General features: G+C 68.0%; 13 protein-coding genes and 2 tRNA genes. 3 read left to right on the top strand and 12 right to left on the bottom strand.

Annotated features, from left to right (window positions below):
- Positions 1 to 72 precede the first annotated feature (72 nt).
- Positions 73 to 1077: an EamA family transporter gene (locus BACI349Y_RS15930; RefSeq protein WP_159632952.1), complete on the top strand. Its 1005-nt coding sequence runs from the start codon at positions 73 to 75 to the stop codon at positions 1075 to 1077.
- 604 nt (positions 1078 to 1681) lie between these two features.
- Here the strand turns inward: BACI349Y_RS15930 and BACI349Y_RS15925 are convergent.
- The 5 genes from BACI349Y_RS15925 to BACI349Y_RS15905 form a co-directional block, all read right to left on the bottom strand.
- Positions 1682 to 2329, bottom strand: a complete 648-nt coding sequence (locus BACI349Y_RS15925; protein WP_159632951.1) for a TetR/AcrR family transcriptional regulator — start codon at positions 2327 to 2329, stop codon at positions 1682 to 1684.
- Positions 2326 to 4362: a YhgE/Pip family protein gene (locus BACI349Y_RS15920; protein ID WP_159632950.1), complete on the bottom strand. Its 2037-nt coding sequence runs from the start codon at positions 4360 to 4362 to the stop codon at positions 2326 to 2328. Before BACI349Y_RS15920 ends, BACI349Y_RS15925 begins: the two co-directional genes overlap by 4 nt.
- Positions 4359 to 5096 carry an ABC transporter ATP-binding protein gene (locus tag BACI349Y_RS15915; protein ID WP_159632949.1) on the bottom strand — a complete coding sequence of 246 codons (738 nt, stop codon included), beginning with the start codon at positions 5094 to 5096 and terminating at the stop codon, positions 4359 to 4361. The genes BACI349Y_RS15920 and BACI349Y_RS15915 overlap by 4 nt, the downstream gene beginning before the upstream one ends.
- 67 nt (positions 5097 to 5163) lie before the next feature.
- On the bottom strand, positions 5164 to 6618 hold the full coding sequence (locus tag BACI349Y_RS15910; RefSeq protein WP_159632948.1) for a dihydrolipoyl dehydrogenase family protein: 1455 nt from the start codon (positions 6616 to 6618) through the stop codon (positions 5164 to 5166).
- 76 nt (positions 6619 to 6694) lie between these two features.
- Positions 6695 to 6771: transfer RNA gene (locus BACI349Y_RS15905), tRNA-Arg, on the bottom strand.
- Positions 6772 to 7047: 276 nt separating this feature from the next.
- Between BACI349Y_RS15905 and BACI349Y_RS15900 the strand changes: the two genes are divergently transcribed.
- Positions 7048 to 8880, top strand: a complete 1833-nt coding sequence (locus BACI349Y_RS15900; RefSeq protein WP_159632947.1) for a phosphoenolpyruvate carboxykinase (GTP) — start codon at positions 7048 to 7050, stop codon at positions 8878 to 8880.
- A gap of 85 nt (positions 8881 to 8965) precedes the next feature.
- Here the strand turns inward: BACI349Y_RS15900 and BACI349Y_RS15895 are convergent, their stop codons facing one another.
- From BACI349Y_RS15895 to BACI349Y_RS15880, 4 genes are all read right to left on the bottom strand, one after another.
- Complete coding sequence (locus tag BACI349Y_RS15895) at positions 8966 to 10126, bottom strand: globin domain-containing protein (protein WP_159632946.1); 1161 nt, start codon at positions 10124 to 10126, stop codon at positions 8966 to 8968.
- Positions 10127 to 10266: 140 nt separating this feature from the next.
- Positions 10267 to 10716 (bottom strand): RrF2 family transcriptional regulator, encoded by a 450-nt coding sequence (locus tag BACI349Y_RS15890; RefSeq protein ID WP_159632945.1) that lies wholly within the window; start codon positions 10714 to 10716, stop codon positions 10267 to 10269.
- A gap of 15 nt (positions 10717 to 10731) precedes the next feature.
- A complete protein-coding gene (locus tag BACI349Y_RS15885) occupies positions 10732 to 11229 on the bottom strand; it encodes a hypothetical protein (protein ID WP_159632944.1) in 498 nt (165 codons plus the stop codon).
- 6 nt (positions 11230 to 11235) lie between these two features.
- Positions 11236 to 12654 (bottom strand): phosphomannomutase/phosphoglucomutase, encoded by a 1419-nt coding sequence (locus BACI349Y_RS15880; RefSeq protein WP_159632943.1) that lies wholly within the window; start codon positions 12652 to 12654, stop codon positions 11236 to 11238.
- 151 nt (positions 12655 to 12805) lie between these two features.
- On the opposite strand from BACI349Y_RS15880, the gene BACI349Y_RS15875 reads away from it, so the two are divergent.
- Complete coding sequence (locus tag BACI349Y_RS15875; RefSeq protein ID WP_159632942.1) at positions 12806 to 15010, top strand: RecQ family ATP-dependent DNA helicase; 2205 nt, start codon at positions 12806 to 12808, stop codon at positions 15008 to 15010.
- Here the strand turns inward: BACI349Y_RS15875 and BACI349Y_RS15870 are convergent.
- The 3 genes from BACI349Y_RS15870 to BACI349Y_RS15860 form a co-directional block, all read right to left on the bottom strand.
- The gene (locus BACI349Y_RS15870) at positions 14934 to 16415 is read right to left on the bottom strand and encodes an MFS transporter (protein WP_159632941.1); all 1482 of its coding nucleotides are present in this window, start codon (positions 16413 to 16415) and stop codon (positions 14934 to 14936) included. The genes BACI349Y_RS15875 and BACI349Y_RS15870 overlap by 77 nt on opposite strands.
- A 237-nt stretch (positions 16416 to 16652) precedes the next feature.
- Positions 16653 to 16741 (bottom strand) — tRNA-Ser (locus tag BACI349Y_RS15865).
- Between the two features lie 107 nt (positions 16742 to 16848).
- Positions 16849 to 17373, bottom strand: coding sequence for a GNAT family N-acetyltransferase (locus BACI349Y_RS15860; RefSeq protein ID WP_159632940.1), 525 nt, complete (start codon positions 17371 to 17373; stop codon positions 16849 to 16851).
- Positions 17374 to 17376 lie beyond the last annotated feature (3 nt).

The following is a 17376-nucleotide window of genomic DNA, read 5'->3' as shown; positions in this document are numbered from 1 at the left end:
GAAGCAAAGGTACATGATTCAATGCTGAATTAGGCGCTGGTGCTTCATCCGCCGCTCTGCCACAGTAGGAGCGTGAACCTCCGTGATTCCCTCCTTGCCGTCGTCGTGGCCCTGCTGTGGGGCCTGAACTTCGTGGCCATCGACATTGGGCTCCACGCGGGCGGCCAAAATTTTCCCCCGCTGCTGTTCGTGGCCATGCGCTTTGTCCTGGTGGTTGTCCCGTGGATCTTCTTTGTGCGGAAACCCGCGGTGTCCTGGAAGGCCATCATCGGCGTGGGGCTGTTCATGAGTGCGGGCCAGTTCGGCCTCCTTTACCTGGCCATGGCGCTGGGCATGCCGGCGGGCCTCGCATCGCTGGTGCTGCAGGCACAGGTGCTGCTGACGGTCCTGCTCGCGGCGGTGTTCCTCGGTGAGCGGCCCAGCCGGCGCCAGTTGGCGGGGGTGGCGCTCGGCGTGGCCGGACTCGCCCTCGTGGCGGTGGGACGCAGCGCCGTGGCGCCGCTGCTCCCGCTGGTCATTGTCCTGGCCGCGGCCCTGTCCTGGGCCGCCGGGAACGTCATTGCCCGGAAGGCCAGGGCAGCCTCGGGCCTGGGGCTGGTGGTGTGGTCCGGCGCCGTGGTTCCGCTTCCGCTGGCAGCGCTGTCAGTGCTGGTGGACGGGCCGGGAACCGTCTGGGAGTCGCTGTCCTCTCTTCAGGCACCCACCATGCTCAGTGCCCTGTACACCGCTGTTTTCGCCTCACTGGTGGGCTACGGAATCTGGAACCGGCTCCTGGCGACCCACCCGTCGTCGGCCGTGGTTCCGTTCACCCTGCTGGTCCCGGTAGTGGGCATGAGCGCTGCGTGGCTGGTCCTCGCGGAGGTGCCGTCACCGACGGAGCTGGCGGGCGGAATGCTCCTGTTGGGCGGCGTGGCGACGGCGGTCCTCACCCGGGCCGGAGGGCGGCGTCAGCGGCGGGGGAGCGGGCCGTTGCCGGATCTGGGTGCGGGCCTGGGCGAAGGCGGGGCGGACGACGACGGCCGCCGGGCTGCGGAGGACGTCCCCCGGGCGGGGGTTCGGGGAGCCGACGTCCGCTGAGCGGCAGCTCCTTGGGCGCCGGCTCCCTGGCCGCTTGTCCTGGATGCGCCTGTCTTGGGTGCGCCGGTCCGGGGCGTGGCGGATCTGGGTGCGGCAGCGCGGGGGCCGCGCGCCGCCGTCGGGCCAGTCCGCTGTGAGGTCCCGCGCTGTGATGGGCCGCGCTTGGCCGCCTGCCGAGGCGCCGGCCTGCGCGCCGCAGCCGTCCGTCGCTGCCCCGGCCACAGGGCACCCAGGAAGAGGACCCCGAACGTGGCCACCAGGGCGCCCGCAGCGCCGATGAAGTAGTTGTCGGGATCGTCGGTGGGCAGCGGGGTTCCCAGGAAGGAGGACTGGCCGTCGAACGCCAGCTCCCACGTGCTGAGGAATGCCAACGAAAAGCCAAGGGCGAGGGCGGTCCCGGCGCCGGCTGCAAACAGCGCAAAGCGGCGCCGCCTCACCAGGACCTCGGCCACAGCGGCCAGGTAGGCCAGCCCCAGGACTCCCAGGAACGCGAGGAACACCGGCTCTGCGAGGGTCATGGCCGTGAGCACCAGCAGCCCTGCAGCAACGACGCCGCAGATCACCGCGAACTTTCCGCTCTTCCCCGTATGGCGCATGTGCTCCATCATCCCTGAGGAGCTGGCCCCTTCAGGACGTAGCCGCGCATGATGGCCATGATTGCTGCAACGCTTTGGTCACGGGTGCGCTCGGGGTTGTACGTCTGCCGGTCCAGGCCCACCACGAAGCACGCACCGAAGATGGCTGTTTCCAGGCTTCCCCTGGACACGGAATCGTCCACCGGGTAAGCCTCGGCCACTTTTTCCACGGCCTGGCCGATGACTTCCAGTAGCTCCCCGCGCAGGACGGAAAACGTGCCCTGCCATTCGCTGGGAATCCGCCAGTTTTCGCTGACCCACAGGCGCGCGAAGGACGGGTACTCCGCCATGAAGTCCATGGCCTGGCCGATCATCGCCTCCATGGCGAGCAGCGGGTCGCGGCCCGTTGCTCCGCCGCTGGCGGCCTCGAGCAGCCGCGCCTTGAGGATGTCCACGCCGTGCCGCAGGAGCTGCGCGATCAGCTCCGACTTGCTGCCGAAGTTGTAATAGACGGTGCCCTTGGAGACTCCGGCAGCTGCCGCGATCTCATCCACGGTGACGCTGGCGGCCCCGCGCTCGCCGATCAGCTCCATGGAGGCGTCGAAGAGCTTCTGGCGGGTGGCGTTGGTCCGGGCGGGCCGCAGCCCCTTGCCCGCGGATGTGGGTTCGGTGGTCATACCGCGATCTCCGGCTTCAGGGTCTTGAGTGTCCAGTACTTGTTCTTGCGCACCGCGAGCGTGGACATGGCCGCGCCCAGCACCGTGTAGCCCAGCAGGCCCACGAAGGTGGGGGCAATCATGGACAGGTCCCCGCCGTAGACCAGGTGCCGCATTCCGGTCACCACGTATCCCATGGGCAGGACCTGGTGCACCACATGCAGCGGCTCGGGGGTGGTCTGCCACGGGAACGTGCCCCCGGATGACACCAGCTGCAGGACCAGCAGGATGAGCACCACCAGCTTGCCGGGGGAGCCCAGCAGTGCCACGATGCCCTGGATGAGCGCGCTGAACGCCATGGCGGCGGCCAGCATCAGCAGCCACATCAGGACCGGGTGGGCGGGATTGAGGCCCAGCGCGAGGTCGGCCACCAGGGTCAACAGGGACGCCTGCACCACCGAGACCAGGAAGAAGGGCAGCCAGCCGCCCAGGGCGATCTTCCACGACGGTGCGTTGGAGGCCAGCGCCCGCTGCGTGATGGGGCGCATAGCCTGCACCAGCATGAAGATCCCGATCCACATGGCGAGGGTGAGGAAGAACGGTGCCAGTCCTGCGCCGTACGATCCGGCCTTGGCCTGCGAGACGTTGCTGACCGCCACGGGATCCGCCATCACCTGGGACAGGTTGCTCTTCTGCGCGTCGTCGGGGTTGGGAACCTGTCCGGCACCCTTGCCGATCTCATCGGAGAGGGTGCGTGAACCTGTGGCGGCCTGTCCCGCCCCGTCCGAGAGCTGGGCGGCCCCGGCCTCAACCTTCCGCGCTCCGTCGGCAAGGCCGGCGGCGCCGTCGACGGCGGACTGCTCACCGGCTGCGAGCGCGGCGGCACCCGTGTGCAGCTGGTCAGCCCCTGCCGAGGCCTGTGCGATGGCACCCTTGAGTTCCGGCATCCCGGCTGCGAGCTGGGCTGCGCCGACACTCACGGCCTCGGATCCGGTGGCCAGCTGCTGGACCTGGGCAGCATCCGCCTGGATTTTGCCCTTCGCAGCAGCCATCGGGCTGGCCGCGGCGGTGGCATCGAAATCGGCCAGGACTTTGTCCGCCTGCGCCTGGGTGAGGACGCCTGACGCGACGAGCCTGCTGTTGGACTCCACCACGCGGTTGCGCAGGCCCTGGTCCACCGCCTCCAGCTGGGCCGCCACGTCCTGCACCCTGGTGTTCAGCTGTGCGTTCCCGGCGGCAACCTGGGCGGCGCCGGAAGCGAGGGTCTGGGTGTCTGTGGGCAGGGTGCCTGTCTTGTCCTTGAGGACTGCCAGGCCGCTGCTGAGCTGCCCCGCGCCGTCGGTCAGCTGGTTGGCCCCGTCCCGCAGCTTCAGCTGGCCGGCGTACAACTGGTCCGCGCCGCTGCTCAGGGCTGAGGTCCCTTCGTGGAGGGTGACCGTTCCGTCCCGGAGCGTGGCGACGCCGTCGGCCAGCTGGGAAGCGCCGTCCGCCGCCTGGACCATCTTGGAGTGGATGGTGCCGAACCCGGTGAGCAGCTGGTTGGCGGTTTCCTCGCCCACTTCCTTGGCCACCGTGGTGTGCACGGCAGTGGTCAGCTTGTCCACGATGGTGCTCAGGAGGTAGTTGTTGGCATCGTTTGTGGTCACGTTCAGCATGGCCTGGCTGGCCGAGTCAAAGCTCCCGGGGGAGACCAGGTTGGCGGAGAAGTCCTTCGGGATCTTCAGCGCAAAAGCGTACTGGCCGCTGCTGACGCCGGCATCGGCTTCCGCTGAGCTTTCCACCGGCACCCAGTGGAATACGTTGCCCTCCACCAGGCTGTCCGCCACCTTCGCCCCTGCCTCAAGGCGCGTGCCGTCGGCGTTGGTGGCGCCGGAGTCCTCCACCACCAGGGCAGCATCCAGGTTGTTGAGGTGGCCATAGGGATCCCAGTTGGCGTACAGGTAGACGGCGCCGTACAGCAACGGGACCATGGTCAGCGCCAGGATGGTCAGCTTGGGCAGGAGCCCACCGGTCATGCGCTTCAGTTCGGAGCGGGCCAGCCGCAGGACAGTCACTTGGCAACCTCAGTTTCGAGTTTGGTTTCCTGGTTTTCCGCCTCACGGACGGTTTCCGCGGTCTCTGTTTCCCCGGTCTGTGCGGCGTGCTTGCCGGCGGGGGCAGGCTCGGGTGCGGCATTGCCGATCCCGGCCACCGGGCCGTTCCACGAGGCGGGGACGGCACTGACTGCCGCCACGACGGCGAGCGGCCGGCCGGCGTCGTACGCCAACTCCTGGAGGCGCGGCAGCCAGGTGAGCTCATCCGCACTGTGGCGGTCCGGCGAATCGACCACCAGCAGGTCCGTGCGGGGGTTGGCCAGCGCCAGCGCGGTCAGCAGTTCAAGCCGCCGCCCGGGTTCCAGCTGCTCGGTCCACAGGCCCGCGATGTCCTCGAAGCGGTTGACTTTGAGCCAGGGGCCGCTGAGCAACGCTCCCCGGTAGCGGCGGGGTATCAGGGCGAGGTCTTCGGTCACCAGGTCGCGGACGCTGAGGTGCTCCTCGGGTTCGTTGACACCCGGGGAGTCCACCAGGGCTGCGGCCAGGCGGAGCTGCTTGGTGCGGGAACCGCCGTCCCAGCTGAGCTGCCCGGCGGCTGCCCTCATCCTGCCGCTGAGCAGCAGGGACAACGCCGTGCGCTGGTCCTGCCTGTCGCCGGTCACGAGCAGCAGTTCACCGCGCGCCACCCCCAGGGAGGTGGGGGGAAGCAGCGGGTCCCGGCGTCCTTTGGCCTGGAGCTGGTGTGCTGAGAGCAAGGATTGCCTTTCGCAGAAGAAGTCTGCATCAAGGCTAACCGAACTGACTGGTCAGTTCAAATAGAGCTCAGAGACCGTACTTCTCCAGGAGGCGGAGCCACACCTCACTGATGGTGGGGTAGGAGGGGACGGCATGCCACAGGCGGTCCAGCGGCACCTCACCCACTATGGCGATGGTGGCGGCGTGCAGCAGTTCGGCCACATCCGGGCCGGCGAACGTTGCGCCGAGGAGAACCTTCCGGTCTTCGTCGACCACCAGCTGGGCCCAGCCGTCGTAGTTCTCCGAGTGGAGGGAGGAGCCGGCAACCTGGATGGGGAGCTCCACGGACGAGGCGTTGTACCCGTCCTTCCCCGCCGCCTTCAGGGTCCGTCCCACGCCGGCCAGTTCGGGGTCGGTAAAGACCACGCTGGGCACGGCATGCTGGTTGGCCGTCTGCGCGTAGCGCGTCCAGTCCTCCGGGGTCCCCTTCAGCCCGCCCCTGGCCCGGGCGGCAATGGCGTCACCCGTGGCGCGGGCCTCGTATTTGCCCTGGTGGGTGAAGAGGTTCTTGCCGGCGGCGTCGCCCACGGCGTAGAGCCAGGGATCGTCGCCGGGTATTTCGCGGACCAGGCCCGAGGCGTCCGTTGACAAGGACAGGTGGCCTGATTCGTCGGGCTCGAAACCCACGCTTTCCAGGCCCAGGCCCTCCAGTGCCGGGTGGCGGCCGGTGGAGACCAGGACCTTGTCCGAGGTGACAGTGGTTCCATCGCCAAGGCTTACGGTGAGGGTTCCGTCGTCGTTCCCGCTGATCCGCTCCGTCGCGGTGTGCAGCCGGAGTTCGACGCCGTCCGCCCTCAGTCCCGCGGCGACCAGGGCCGCGGCCTCTTCCGGAAAAGTGCCCAGCAGTGCGCTGCGCGCCACCAGGGTAACGCTTGAACCAAGCCGGGCGAAGGCCTGGGCCAGCTCTGCTCCGGCCACACCGCCGCCCAAAACCGTCAGCCGGTCCGGGACCTCGCTGGCCGACGTTGCTTCGCGCGTTCCCCAGACCTGCACGTCCTGCAGTCCCTCAATGGGTGGGGTGTTGGGGGTGGAGCCCGTGGCAAGCACCACGGCATGCCGCGCCCGCAGGAGGTGCTGCGTGCCGTCCAGGCCAGCCACCTCGACGGCCTTCGGCCCGGTCAGCCATGCATGGCCGCGCACCAGTTCGATGCCGGTGTCCTTGACCCACGAAACCTGGCTGTCATCCTGCCAGTTGGCGGTGAAGTAGTTGCGGCGCTCCAGGACGGCGGCGGCGTCCAGTGTGCGCGTGACCGCCTCCTTGGCCCCCGGGGTGGTCTGTGCCCCATGGAGCGCAGTGCCGGGCCGGAGGAGTGCCTTCGATGGCATGCACGCCCAGTAGGAGCATTCGCCGCCCACCAGTTCCGCCTCCACGAGGACGGCCGTCAGGCCGCCCTGGACCACGCGGTCGGCCACGTTTTCCCCTACGGCGCCTGCGCCGATAACAACAACATCAAATTCGCGCCCAGCGGCCTCGGGATTCATGACCAAAGCCTAGCCGGGGACGGCCGGCCTGACAGCACAAAGAAGGTCCGCACCGGCGAACCGGTGCGGACCTTGTTGGTGCGCCCAAAGGGATTCGAACCCCTGACCTTCTGTTCCGTAGACAGACGCTCTATCCAGCTGAGCTATGGGCGCATTCCGTGTCCCGGGAGAAGAACCGCTCTCCCCGAACCTCGAATTACTTTACGCGAGGCGGGGCCCGATGCCAAATCGAAGCGGCTGTAATCTGTGCGACTAGACCGGTCTAGGTGACCTTCGTCACTTAATCGGCGTTTTCGCGGCAACAATTCCTTGATTTCCCGCGGAATTCACTTTCGGTGACCGGATATGTCAGTCAAGCTCCCCAAAAACTCCACAGGTCCGGACCATAGCATTTAGGACACACCGATGAACCCGAGGAAGGGAACTGCAATGGGCGATCTGGCGCAGAAGCCGCTGCTTGAGAAAGCACCCACCACACATGCCGGCCTGCTGGCATGGGTCGAAGAGGTTGCTGAGCTTACGCAGCCGGACCGCATCTACTGGGTTGACGGCTCCGAAGAGGAAAACACCCGCCTCACGGACGAGCTCGTTGCTGCCGGCACCCTGACCAGGCTCAACCAGGACCTGTTCCCGAATTCCTTCGCCGCGTTCTCCGACCCCGCCGATGTGGCCCGGGTTGAGGAGCAGACCTTTATCTGCTCCGAGAACAAGCGTGACGCCGGCTTCACCAATAACTGGATGGATCCGCGGGAGATGAAGGACAAGCTGCGCGGCCTGTTCGCCGGTTCCATGCGCGGCCGCACCATGTACGTCATCCCGTTCGTCATGGGACACCTCGACGCCGAGGACCCCAAGTTCGGCGTCGAAATCACGGACAGCGCCTACGTTGTTGCGTCCATGCGCATCATGGCCAACATCGGCACCGCAGTGCTGGACAAGATCACCGCGACCAACGCCTTCTTCGTTCCGGCCCTGCACTCGCTGGGTGCACCCCTGGCGCCCGGCCAGGAAGACGTGGCATGGCCCTGCAACCCGGACAAGTGGATTGTCCACTTCCCCGAGGAGCGCTCCATCTGGTCCTTCGGCTCCGGCTACGGCGGAAACGCCCTGCTCGGAAAGAAGTGCTACGCCCTGCGCATCGCCTCGGTCATGGCACGCGACGAAGGCTGGCTGGCCGAGCACATGCTCATCCTCAAGCTGACCTCCCCCGAGCGGAAGACCTACTACGTCTCCGCCGCCTTCCCCTCCGCCTGCGGCAAGACCAACCTCGCCCTGCTGGATCCCACCATCGAAGGCTGGGAAGTGGAGACGCTGGGCGATGACATCACCTGGATGCGGATCGGCAAGGAAGGCGAACTCCGCGCCACCAACCCGGAAGCAGGCCTCTTCGGCGTTGCCCCCGGCACTGGCTGGGGCACCAACCCCAACGCCATGCGCGCCATCGCCAAGGGCCACAGCATCTTCACCAACGTCGCCCTGACCGACGACGGCGGCGTCTGGTGGGAAGGAATGACGGACGAGGTTCCGGCGCACCTGACCGACTGGCAGGGCAACTCCTGGACCCCGGATTCGGACAAGCCCGCAGCACACCCGAACTCCCGCTTCTGCACGCCGATCGCACAGATCGACATGCTTGCCGAGGAGTACTACAGCCCCGAGGGCGTGGAGCTTTCGGCCATCCTCTTCGGCGGACGCCGCAAGACCACTGTTCCGCTGGTCACCCAGGCCCGCAGCTGGACCAACGGCATCTTCATGGGCTCCACCCTGTCCTCCGAGACCACGGCCGCGGCCGCCGGCCAGGTTGGCGTGCTCCGCCGCGATCCCATGGCCATGCTGCCGTTCATCGGCTACGACGCGGGCGACTACCTGAAGCACTGGATCAGCGTCTCCGGCAAGGCCAACCCGGAACGCCTGCCCCACATCTTCCTGGTGAACTGGTTCCGCCGCACGGCCGACGGCGGCTTCGCCTGGCCCGGCTTCGGCGACAATGCCCGCGTCCTCAAGTGGGCCATCGAGCGCATCGAGGGCAAGGCCGACGCCGTCGAGACCCCCATCGGATACGTCCCCGCCGGGCACGCGCTGGACCTCACCGGCCTGGACCTCACCCACGCCCACGTGGAGGACGCCGTCCGCGTCGACCGCGAGGAGTGGGACACGGAGCTCGCCTCCATCGAGGAGTGGTACGCCAGGTTCGGCGACTCGCTGCCCGAGGCCCTGCGCTCCGAGCTCGATTCCCTGAAGGCCCGGATGGCCCAGCACTAGCAGCCGCCCCACCTTCCATACGACGACGGCCCCGCACCTTTTCGAAAAGGTGCGGGGCCGTCGTCGTTCACGAAGGCGCCGGCAATCAGCTGGCGAGCCAGATGTCCGGGCCGAAGACCTCGTAGTGGATCTTGGTGGCCGGGATGCCGGCGTTGATGGCCTCGTTGCGGATGTTCTTCATGAACGGCAGCGGTCCGCAGAGGTACAGGGAGGCGTCGGCCGGCAGGTCGACTTCACGCAGGGACATGAATCCCTGCTTGGCGCCGTCCACCGGCTTCTCCAGCCAGAGCTGCAGTTCGGCACCGTCCAGGCGTTCGACGTCGTCCGTCATCTGGCTGCGCAGGGCCCAGCTGTCCAGGGTGCTCTCGGCGTGAAGCACCAGGACCTGGCGGTCGGAGCCGGACTCGGCGAGGGAACGGAGGATGGAGGCGGTGGGGGTGCAGCCGATGCCGGCGGAGGCCAGGACGACGGGTCCGTCGCCTTCCTTGAGCGTGATCTCGCCGTAGGGGTTGGAGATCTCGACGACGTCGCCCACCTGGACGGTGTTGTGCAGCACGGGGGAGACCTCGCCGCCGTCGTCCAGCTTGGTGGTGAAGGTGCGGCTGGTGCCCGCGTCGCCGGAAAGGGAGTATTGGCGCACCTGGCGCAGGCCGTCGGCAACGGCCACCTTGACGCTGATGTACTGGCCGGGAAGGGCCGGGGTGACGGGGGTGTCGTCCGCAGGCTCCAGGGTGAAGGTCATGGACCCGGTCCCTGCGGGGGTCTTGGCCGCCACGCGCCACGGCATCCACATTTCGTCATTGGCCTGGGCTGCGTACAGGCCCTTCTCGAGCTTGATCAGGGCATCGGCCATCAGCCAGTACACCTCGGTCCAGGCTTCGGCGATCTCGGGTGTGATGACCTCGGCCAGGTCCTCGGCGATGGCGCCGAACAGGTGCTCGTAGACCACCTGGTACTGCGGTTCGGTGATGCCCAGGGAGGCGTGGCGGTGGGCGATGCGCGAAAGGACCGTCTCCGGCAGGGTGCCCGGGCTGTTCACCAGGTGGGTGGCGAAAGCGGCGATACTCCCGGCCAGGGCCTGCTGCTGGTTGCCGGAGCGCTGGTTGGAGCGGCTGAACAGGCCATCCATCAGTTCGGGGTGCGCCGCGAACAGGCGGGCGTAGAAGTTGGGGGTGATGGAACCGATCCGGGAGCCGACCAGCGGCAGGGTGGCCTCAATGACGGGGCGGGACTTGTCCGAGAGCATCTGTACTCCTGAGGTTATGGCCGGGGCCTTCGTCCGGCCGGATGAAAACTCATATTTGAAATGCGAGTATTTCTGCCTCAGTTCTACACCTTGTAGAAGTTTGAAATCAAACCGGGAGCGGGCACCCGGATACGGGGCACTCAGAGGCCGGGGCGGAGGCCGATCATTTGGAAGACCGGCGCCATCTGCCGGGCCTGGGGAAGGTCCCCGATCACCACCGAATCAAGCTCGGCGTAAAAAGCTTCCCGCGCACGGGCCAGGGCGCCACGCAGCCTGCACTCGTTGATCAGGGGGCAGTTGCCGGCCGGGGAGACACAGTCCGCGGGATCCGTGCGGGTATCAAGCTGCCGCAGGATCTGGCCTACCGTGGCGATGCGTCCGGCATGGCTGAGCCGCGAACCGCCGGACCGGCCGCGCACCACCTCGATCAGGCCCATGGTCCGCAGCCTGGCCATGGCCTTGCTGACGTGGTTGTACGGTGTCCCCACCGAGTCGGCGATGCTCTGGGTGGTGAGCAGCGTGCCGTCCGGAACCGCTGCGAGCACCATGAGTGCCCGCAGGCTCACGTCAGCGAAGGCATTGATCTTCATGGCAGCAAATCCGGTCTAGTCCACCCAGATGACGGGCTCGCTGGCATCTGCACCGAGCTCGCCGAATTCCCAGGACTGGGTGGTGGCGTTGGCCGAATAGGGGAGCACCGCGGCGAAGAGCGAACCATCCCGGTGTTCAGCCGCCACATGGATGGCGTCCGAATCCTCCTCCACCAGCAGGATGTCGCACACCACGGCAGCGGCGCGGAAGTCGTCCCGGTTCTGGCGGAGGAGCGCCTGCAGGTCGTGGATCATGGCGTCGGCGTCAAAGTCCGCGTCGCTGCCCTCTCCGGCATCCGCGGGAGAGACGGCAACCAGCCGCACCTCGCCGTCGTTCTGGACGGTCAACGCGAAGGGCAGGAAGCCGCCGTTGCGCTGGAGCTGCTCCTGGGCCGCGCTGACGCCCGTGCCCAGGAGGTTCTCCAGGTCCGTTGCCGTGGCTTCGGAGACGGAATCACGCCAGCTGTCCTGCCCGCTGTTTCCGTCCGCTGCCTGCCCGGTATGGTCAGTCATCCGGTGCTAGGCCCGCACCAGGGAAAGGACGCGGTCGCGCACGCGTTCCATGGTGGCCCGGTCCGTGGCCTCGGCATTGAGCCGCAGGAACGGTTCGGTGTTGGACGGGCGCAGGTTGAACCAGTAGCTGCCGTCGTTGGCCGTGAACGTGCTGCCGTCCAGGTTGTCGATGGTGAGGTCCTCGTCCGCGAACGCCTGGCGCACGCGCTCCACCGCTGCCGGCTTGTCCTCCACCTCGGAGTTGATCTCGCCGGAGCTGACGTAGGGCTCGTATTCGCGGGCCAGTTCGGACAGCGGGCCGTCCTGCTCGCCCAGCGCCGCCAGCACATGCATGGCGGCCAGCATGCCGGTGTCAGCGTTCCAGAAGTCGCGGAAGTAGAAGTGCGCGGAGTGCTCGCCGCCGAACACGGCACCTTCCTTGGCCATGACTGCCTTGATGAAGGAGTGGCCTACCCGCGTGCGGACCGCACGTCCGCCGTCGTGCTCCACCAGTTCCGCAACGGCGCGGGAGGTGAGCAGGTTGTGGATGATGCTGGGCGTTTCCTCGCCCTGGGCCTTGGCGCGGGCGATTTCGCGGCGTGCCACCATGCCGGTGATGGCCGACGGCGAGACGGGCTCGCCCTTCTCGTCAATGACGAAGCAGCGGTCGGCGTCGCCGTCGAAGGCAAGGCCGATGTCCGCCCCGTGCTCGATCACTGCGGCCTGCAGGTCGCGGAGGTTTTCCGGCTCCAGCGGGTTGGCCGGGTGGTTGGGGAAGGAACCGTCCAGTTCGAAGTACAGCGGAACGATGTCGAAGGGCAGCTTGGGCAGCAACGTGTCACCCAGCACCGCCGGGGTGGTCAGGCCGGCCATGCCGTTGCCGGCGTCCACCACCACTTTCAGGGGGCGGGAGGCGGAGAGGTCAACGAGCTTGCGGAGGTACTCGGAGTAGTCCTTGAGCACGTCGCGGACGCTGATCAGGCCGCGGGCGCCGGCGGCGGGGATGGAACCGGAGTTGAGGTACTGCTCCGCGAGGGCCTGGATTTCCTTGAGGCCGGTTTCGGAGGAGATGGGAACGGCGCCTGCCTTGGCCATCTTGATGCCGTTGTATTCGGCGGGGTTGTGGCTGGCGGTGAAGGTGGCCCCGGCGCGGTTGAGGAAGCCGCAGGCGAAGTACAGCTCGTCGGTGGAGATCAGGTCCAGGAGCTCCACGTTGGCACCCCGGGTTGCCGCTCCGTTGGCGAAGGCCTTGGAGAACTCGGGGGAGGATGGGCGCATGTCGCCGCCCACCACGATGGTCTGGCCTTCGAGCTGCAGGACATCCACGAACGCGGCCCCCACGGCTTCGACGATTTCGGCGGTGATCGACTCGCCCACAATCCCACGGACGTCGTAGGCCTTGAAGGATGCCGAGAGATCAAATGTCGTTGTCTGTTCGCTAGTCACGGGCTTTATCTTACGTGTGCGGCGCATGTGGCCAACGGGTTTGGGGAGAACTTGCGTCACAGCAGTGGCTTTGCAGCGCGTACCCGGCAGGTTTCCACATACCGGCGCGATCGCTGTGCGCGGTGTCGGAGGGTGCTGGGATACTGAATCAATGGCCAATAACCAGTACGCTTCCACAGTTTCCGCTACCGCAGTTGCAGAGTCGGCAGGCCCGGATGGTCCGGGGACCGCCACGCACGCCGAGGCGCTGGAGGTCCTTCGGGGCCTGGTGGGGAACCCGGGCGCCGTTTTCCACGACGGCCAGTTTGAAGCCATCGAGGCATTGGTCGACGGCGGGCGGCGGGCCCTGGTGGTCCAGCGCACCGGCTGGGGCAAGTCCGCCGTGTACTTCGTGGCATCCCTGCTGCTGCGCCGCCGGGGAGCCGGGCCCACGCTGATTGTCTCGCCCCTGCTGGCCCTGATGCGGGACCAGGTGGCTGCCGCCGCCCGGGCAGGGGTCCGGGCCGTGGCCATCAACTCAGCCAACCAGCTGGAGTGGGACACGGTCCGTGAGCAGCTGGCCGCGGACGAGGTGGACGTCCTGCTGGTGTCCCCGGAGCGGCTCACAAATCCGGCGTTCCGGGAAACCCAGCTGCCGGAGCTGCTCCGCCGGACCGGCCTGCTGGTCATCGACGAGGCGCACTGTATTTCGGACTGGGGCCACGACTTCCGCCCCGACTACCGCCGGATCGCGGACCTCATCACCCGGCTGCCGGACACGGTGCCGGTCCTGGCCACCACCGCCACGGCCAACTCACGGGTGGTGCACGATATCGAAGAGCAGCTCGGCGCCGGGGTCCTGACCATCAGGGGCTCCCTGGGCCGCGACTCACTGCGGCTGGGAGTCCTGTCGCTGCCCAATTCCAAGGAGCGGCTGGGGTGGCTGCTGACCCACCTGGCAGACCTTCCCGGCAGCGGAATTATCTATACCCTGACCGTCTCCGCGGCGGAGGACACCGCCCGGCTGCTTTCCGAAGCGGGGCACAATGTGCTCGCCTACACCGGGCGGACCGATCCGGCGGACCGGGAGCGGGCAGAGCAGCTCCTGAAGGACAACCAGGTCAAGGCGCTGGTGGCCACGTCCGCACTTGGCATGGGGTTCGACAAGCCCGATCTTGGTTTCGTCGTCCACCTGGGCGCCCCGTCGTCGCCGGTGGCCTATTACCAGCAGGTGGGCCGCGCCGGCCGTGGGGCCGCGAACGCCGACGTCCTGCTGCTGCCCGGTTCCGAGGACCGCGAGATCTGGCAGTACTTCGCCACGGCGTCCATGCCGTCCGAGGAGAAGGCGGCCGCCGTGCTTACGGCGTTGGCCGAAGCCGGAACGGCACTATCAACGGTGGTGCTTGAAGCCCGGGTGGACCTTCGCCGCACTCCGCTTGAGCTGCTGCTGAAGGTCCTGTCCGTGGACGGGGCGGTGGAGCGGGTCGGCGGCGGCTGGCGCTCCACGGGCCAGCCCTGGGTTTACGACGCCGAGCGCTACAGCCGCATTGCGGAGGCCCGGGTGGACGAGCAGGACTCCATGGTCATCTACCAGGACACGGCCGGTTGCCGGATGGAGTACATCACGTCGGTCCTGGACGACGAGACAGCCCGTCCCTGCGGCCGGTGCGACAACTGCGCCGGCCAGTGGTTCCCTGCGGACGTGGCCGCCGACGCCACGGCGGCGGCCAACCAGACCCTCAGCAGGGCGGGCGGCGTCCTGGAACCGCGTCTTCAGTGGCCAAGCGGCATGGACCGTCTTGGGGTGCCGGTGAAGGGGAAACTCAAACCGGCTGAGGGCCTCTCGGAGGGGCGCGTCCTGGCCCGCCTGACGGACCTCGGCTGGGGCGGCGCCCTGCGGGAACTGTTTGCCGCCGGTGCGGAGGACCGGCCGGTGGACCCGGGCATGCTCCAGGCCTGCGTCCAGGTGTTGCGCGAGTGGGGGACCGGTGATGGCCGGAACCCGGGGTGGAGCGGGGTGGGGAGGCCGGCCGCGATCGTGGGCGTGCCGTCCCGCGGCAAGCCCCAGCTCGTGGGCTCGCTGGCCCGGGGAATCTCGGAAATCGGGCGCATCCCCTACCTTGGTGAGCTGCAGTTGGCCCACGGCGGACCCACCGGCGGCCGAGGCGGCAACAGCGCATACCGGCTGGCGGGAGTATGGGACCGGCTGGTGGTGGGTCCCGAGCTCGAGGCCGCCCTGCAGTCCGTCCAAGGCCAGCCGGTGATGCTCATCGACGACCTCACCGACAGCCGGTGGACCCTCACCGTCGCGGGGCGCGCCCTTCGGCAGGCCGGGGCGGGAGCGGTTCTGCCCCTGGTGCTGGCCCAGGCCGGCTGACTGCTGCCCCCGCGTGCCGGGGGAGCAGGATGCTGTCCACGGTGCTTGCCAGCATCAGGACGGCCATCGCCAGGAAAGCGCCGCGGAATGGGCCGGCCGGATCCTGGGCCGCGGAGGACAGGCCCTCGAAGGTCCGGATCAGCAGGGCAGCGATGGCGATGCCGGAGCCTGTGCCGAGCTGCACAAGCGTGGCGGACACGGTGTTGGCGGAGGTCAGCTGCGCCGGGGGAATGTCCGCATACTGGACCGAGGCGTAGGCCGAAAAGCCGATGGAGCGGAAGGCGCCGCTGCACACCAGCAGTGCGGCCATCAAAGCCACCGGGGTTTCCGGTGTCAGGAAGGCGCAGAGGGCGAACGTCACGGCTGATGCCAGCGAGGCGAACACCAGCATCGCCTTGAAACCGAACTTCCGGATCAACGGCGTGGTGGCCGGTTTGATCCCGATGTTCCCGACGAACACTGCTGCCACCAGGGCGCCGGCGTGCAGCGGCGACCAGCCGAACCCCGCCTGGAACATCAGCGGCAGCAGGAACGGGACGGAGCTGATGGTGACCCGGTACACGAATCCGCCCGTGGCCATGGCCCGGAACGTCCTGGTGCGGAAGACCTGCAGGTTGAACAGCGGATGGGGAGCCCGTCGCATCCACAGGACCGCCCCGGCCAGTGCCGCGATCCCGGCCGCAGCGCTGATTCCTGCCCAGGGCAGTCCCGGGTGGCTGCTGGCGAGCTCCAGGCCGGTCACCAGGGCACCGACGCCAACCGTTGTCAGGAGCATTCCCGGCCAGTCCAGCCGCCGGCCGGGATCTCCGGCCACCGCCGGAACCAGCCGCAGGGACGCCACGAAGGCGGCCGCCCCCAGCGGAAGGTTGACCAGGAAGATCCAGTGCCACGACAGGTACGTCGTGAGCGCCCCGCCCACCAGCGGGGCGAGTACGGGTGCCAGGAGCCCGGGCCACACCAGGAACGCGGTGGCACGCAGCAGCTCGGACTTCGGGGTGCCGCGCAGCACCACCAGGGTGCCCACCGGTACCATCATGGCGCCGCCGGCACCCTGGGCAATGCGGCTCATGGTCAAGGTGGCCAGGTCCTGGCTGAGCGCACAGGCCAGGGACGACAGGGTGAACACCGCGATGGCAGTGCAGAAGATCCGCCTGGCACCAAACCGTTCCGCCAGCCAGCCGCTGAGGGGAATGCCGATGGCCACCGTCAGCAGGTAGGCGGTCATGGTGATGTTGACGTCGGCGGCGGGGATGGCAAAATCCGCCGAAATACTGGGAATGGCGGTGGTGAGGACCGTGCCGTCCAGGAATTCCATGAAGAACGCTGCCGCCACCAGGAGTGCCAGGCGCGGATTCCATGCTGTCTGGACGACGTCCGGGTGGTGTGGGTTGCTGCGTGCCGCCATGGGCCAATCCTGCCACCGTGGCTCCGGCGGCGCCCGCCGCGTCCGACTACCGGACAGCGTTTTCCGACGGTTGCCGAGCCATGCCCCGGAGAGTCATAAGGTTGTTCGCGTTTCCGAAGCTTGAACGCCCGGATCTGCGAAGCAGCCCGGGACTGACGGGGCCCAGGCTGCAGAGGCCGTCGTGCAGCTACTCCTGGAAACGCAAAAGGCCCCGGTCCAAGGGACCGGGGCCAAACGCGGAGACGGGGGGATTTGAACCCCCGGTCGAGTTTAACCCCGACCCTTCATTAGCAGTGAAGTCCATTCGGCCGCTCTGGCACGTCTCCAGTTGCTATTACTAGCCCACCAAGGATACGCAGATCCGGCCATGCAGTGCAAAACGGTGCCCGCCACCGGCGCCGCCCCCGGTAAACGGGGTTCGGCTGCTCCGCGCTCAGCCCTGCGCCGGGCGGACCATCCGGATCTCCGGGAGGTCCTCCCACTCCGGCAGGACGTCCGCTGCGCCGTCCGGTGCAAAGCCGAAGCGGCGGTAGAAACCGATGGCCCGGCTGTTGGCGGCTGCCACCCAGAGGCTCGCCGCCCTGGAGCCGATGGCCGCGTCCAGCAAAAGGGCGCCCAAGCCAAGACCCTGATGCGAGGCCAGCAGGTACAGCCCCCACAACTCCAGATCTCCGGAGGCAGGCGGCGGATGCCCTTCCGGGGAGCCGGGGGCAGGCAGCCGGCGGGAACCGGCGAACCCCACCACCGTCCCGCCGTCGCACGCCACCCACGCTTCGGCGGGTTCGGCCCGGTCCAGAAGGTGCTGCCAGAGCCGCAGCCGGTCTTCCGGGTCCACGGCGGCGAGGAAGGCATCGGACAGCATGCCCCGGTAGGTCTCCTGCCAGCAGCGGACGTGCACCTGGGCCAACCGCTCCACGTCCGCGGCAACGGCCCACCGTACCGCCAGCCCGGGTGCCATGGC

It is taken from the genome of Arthrobacter sp. 8AJ, from assembly GCF_902506025.1.
GTDB lineage: Bacteria > Actinomycetota > Actinomycetes > Actinomycetales > Micrococcaceae > Arthrobacter.
The sequence above is the reverse complement of the archived record's forward strand: the minus strand, read 5'-3'. Positions and strand labels throughout refer to the sequence as shown.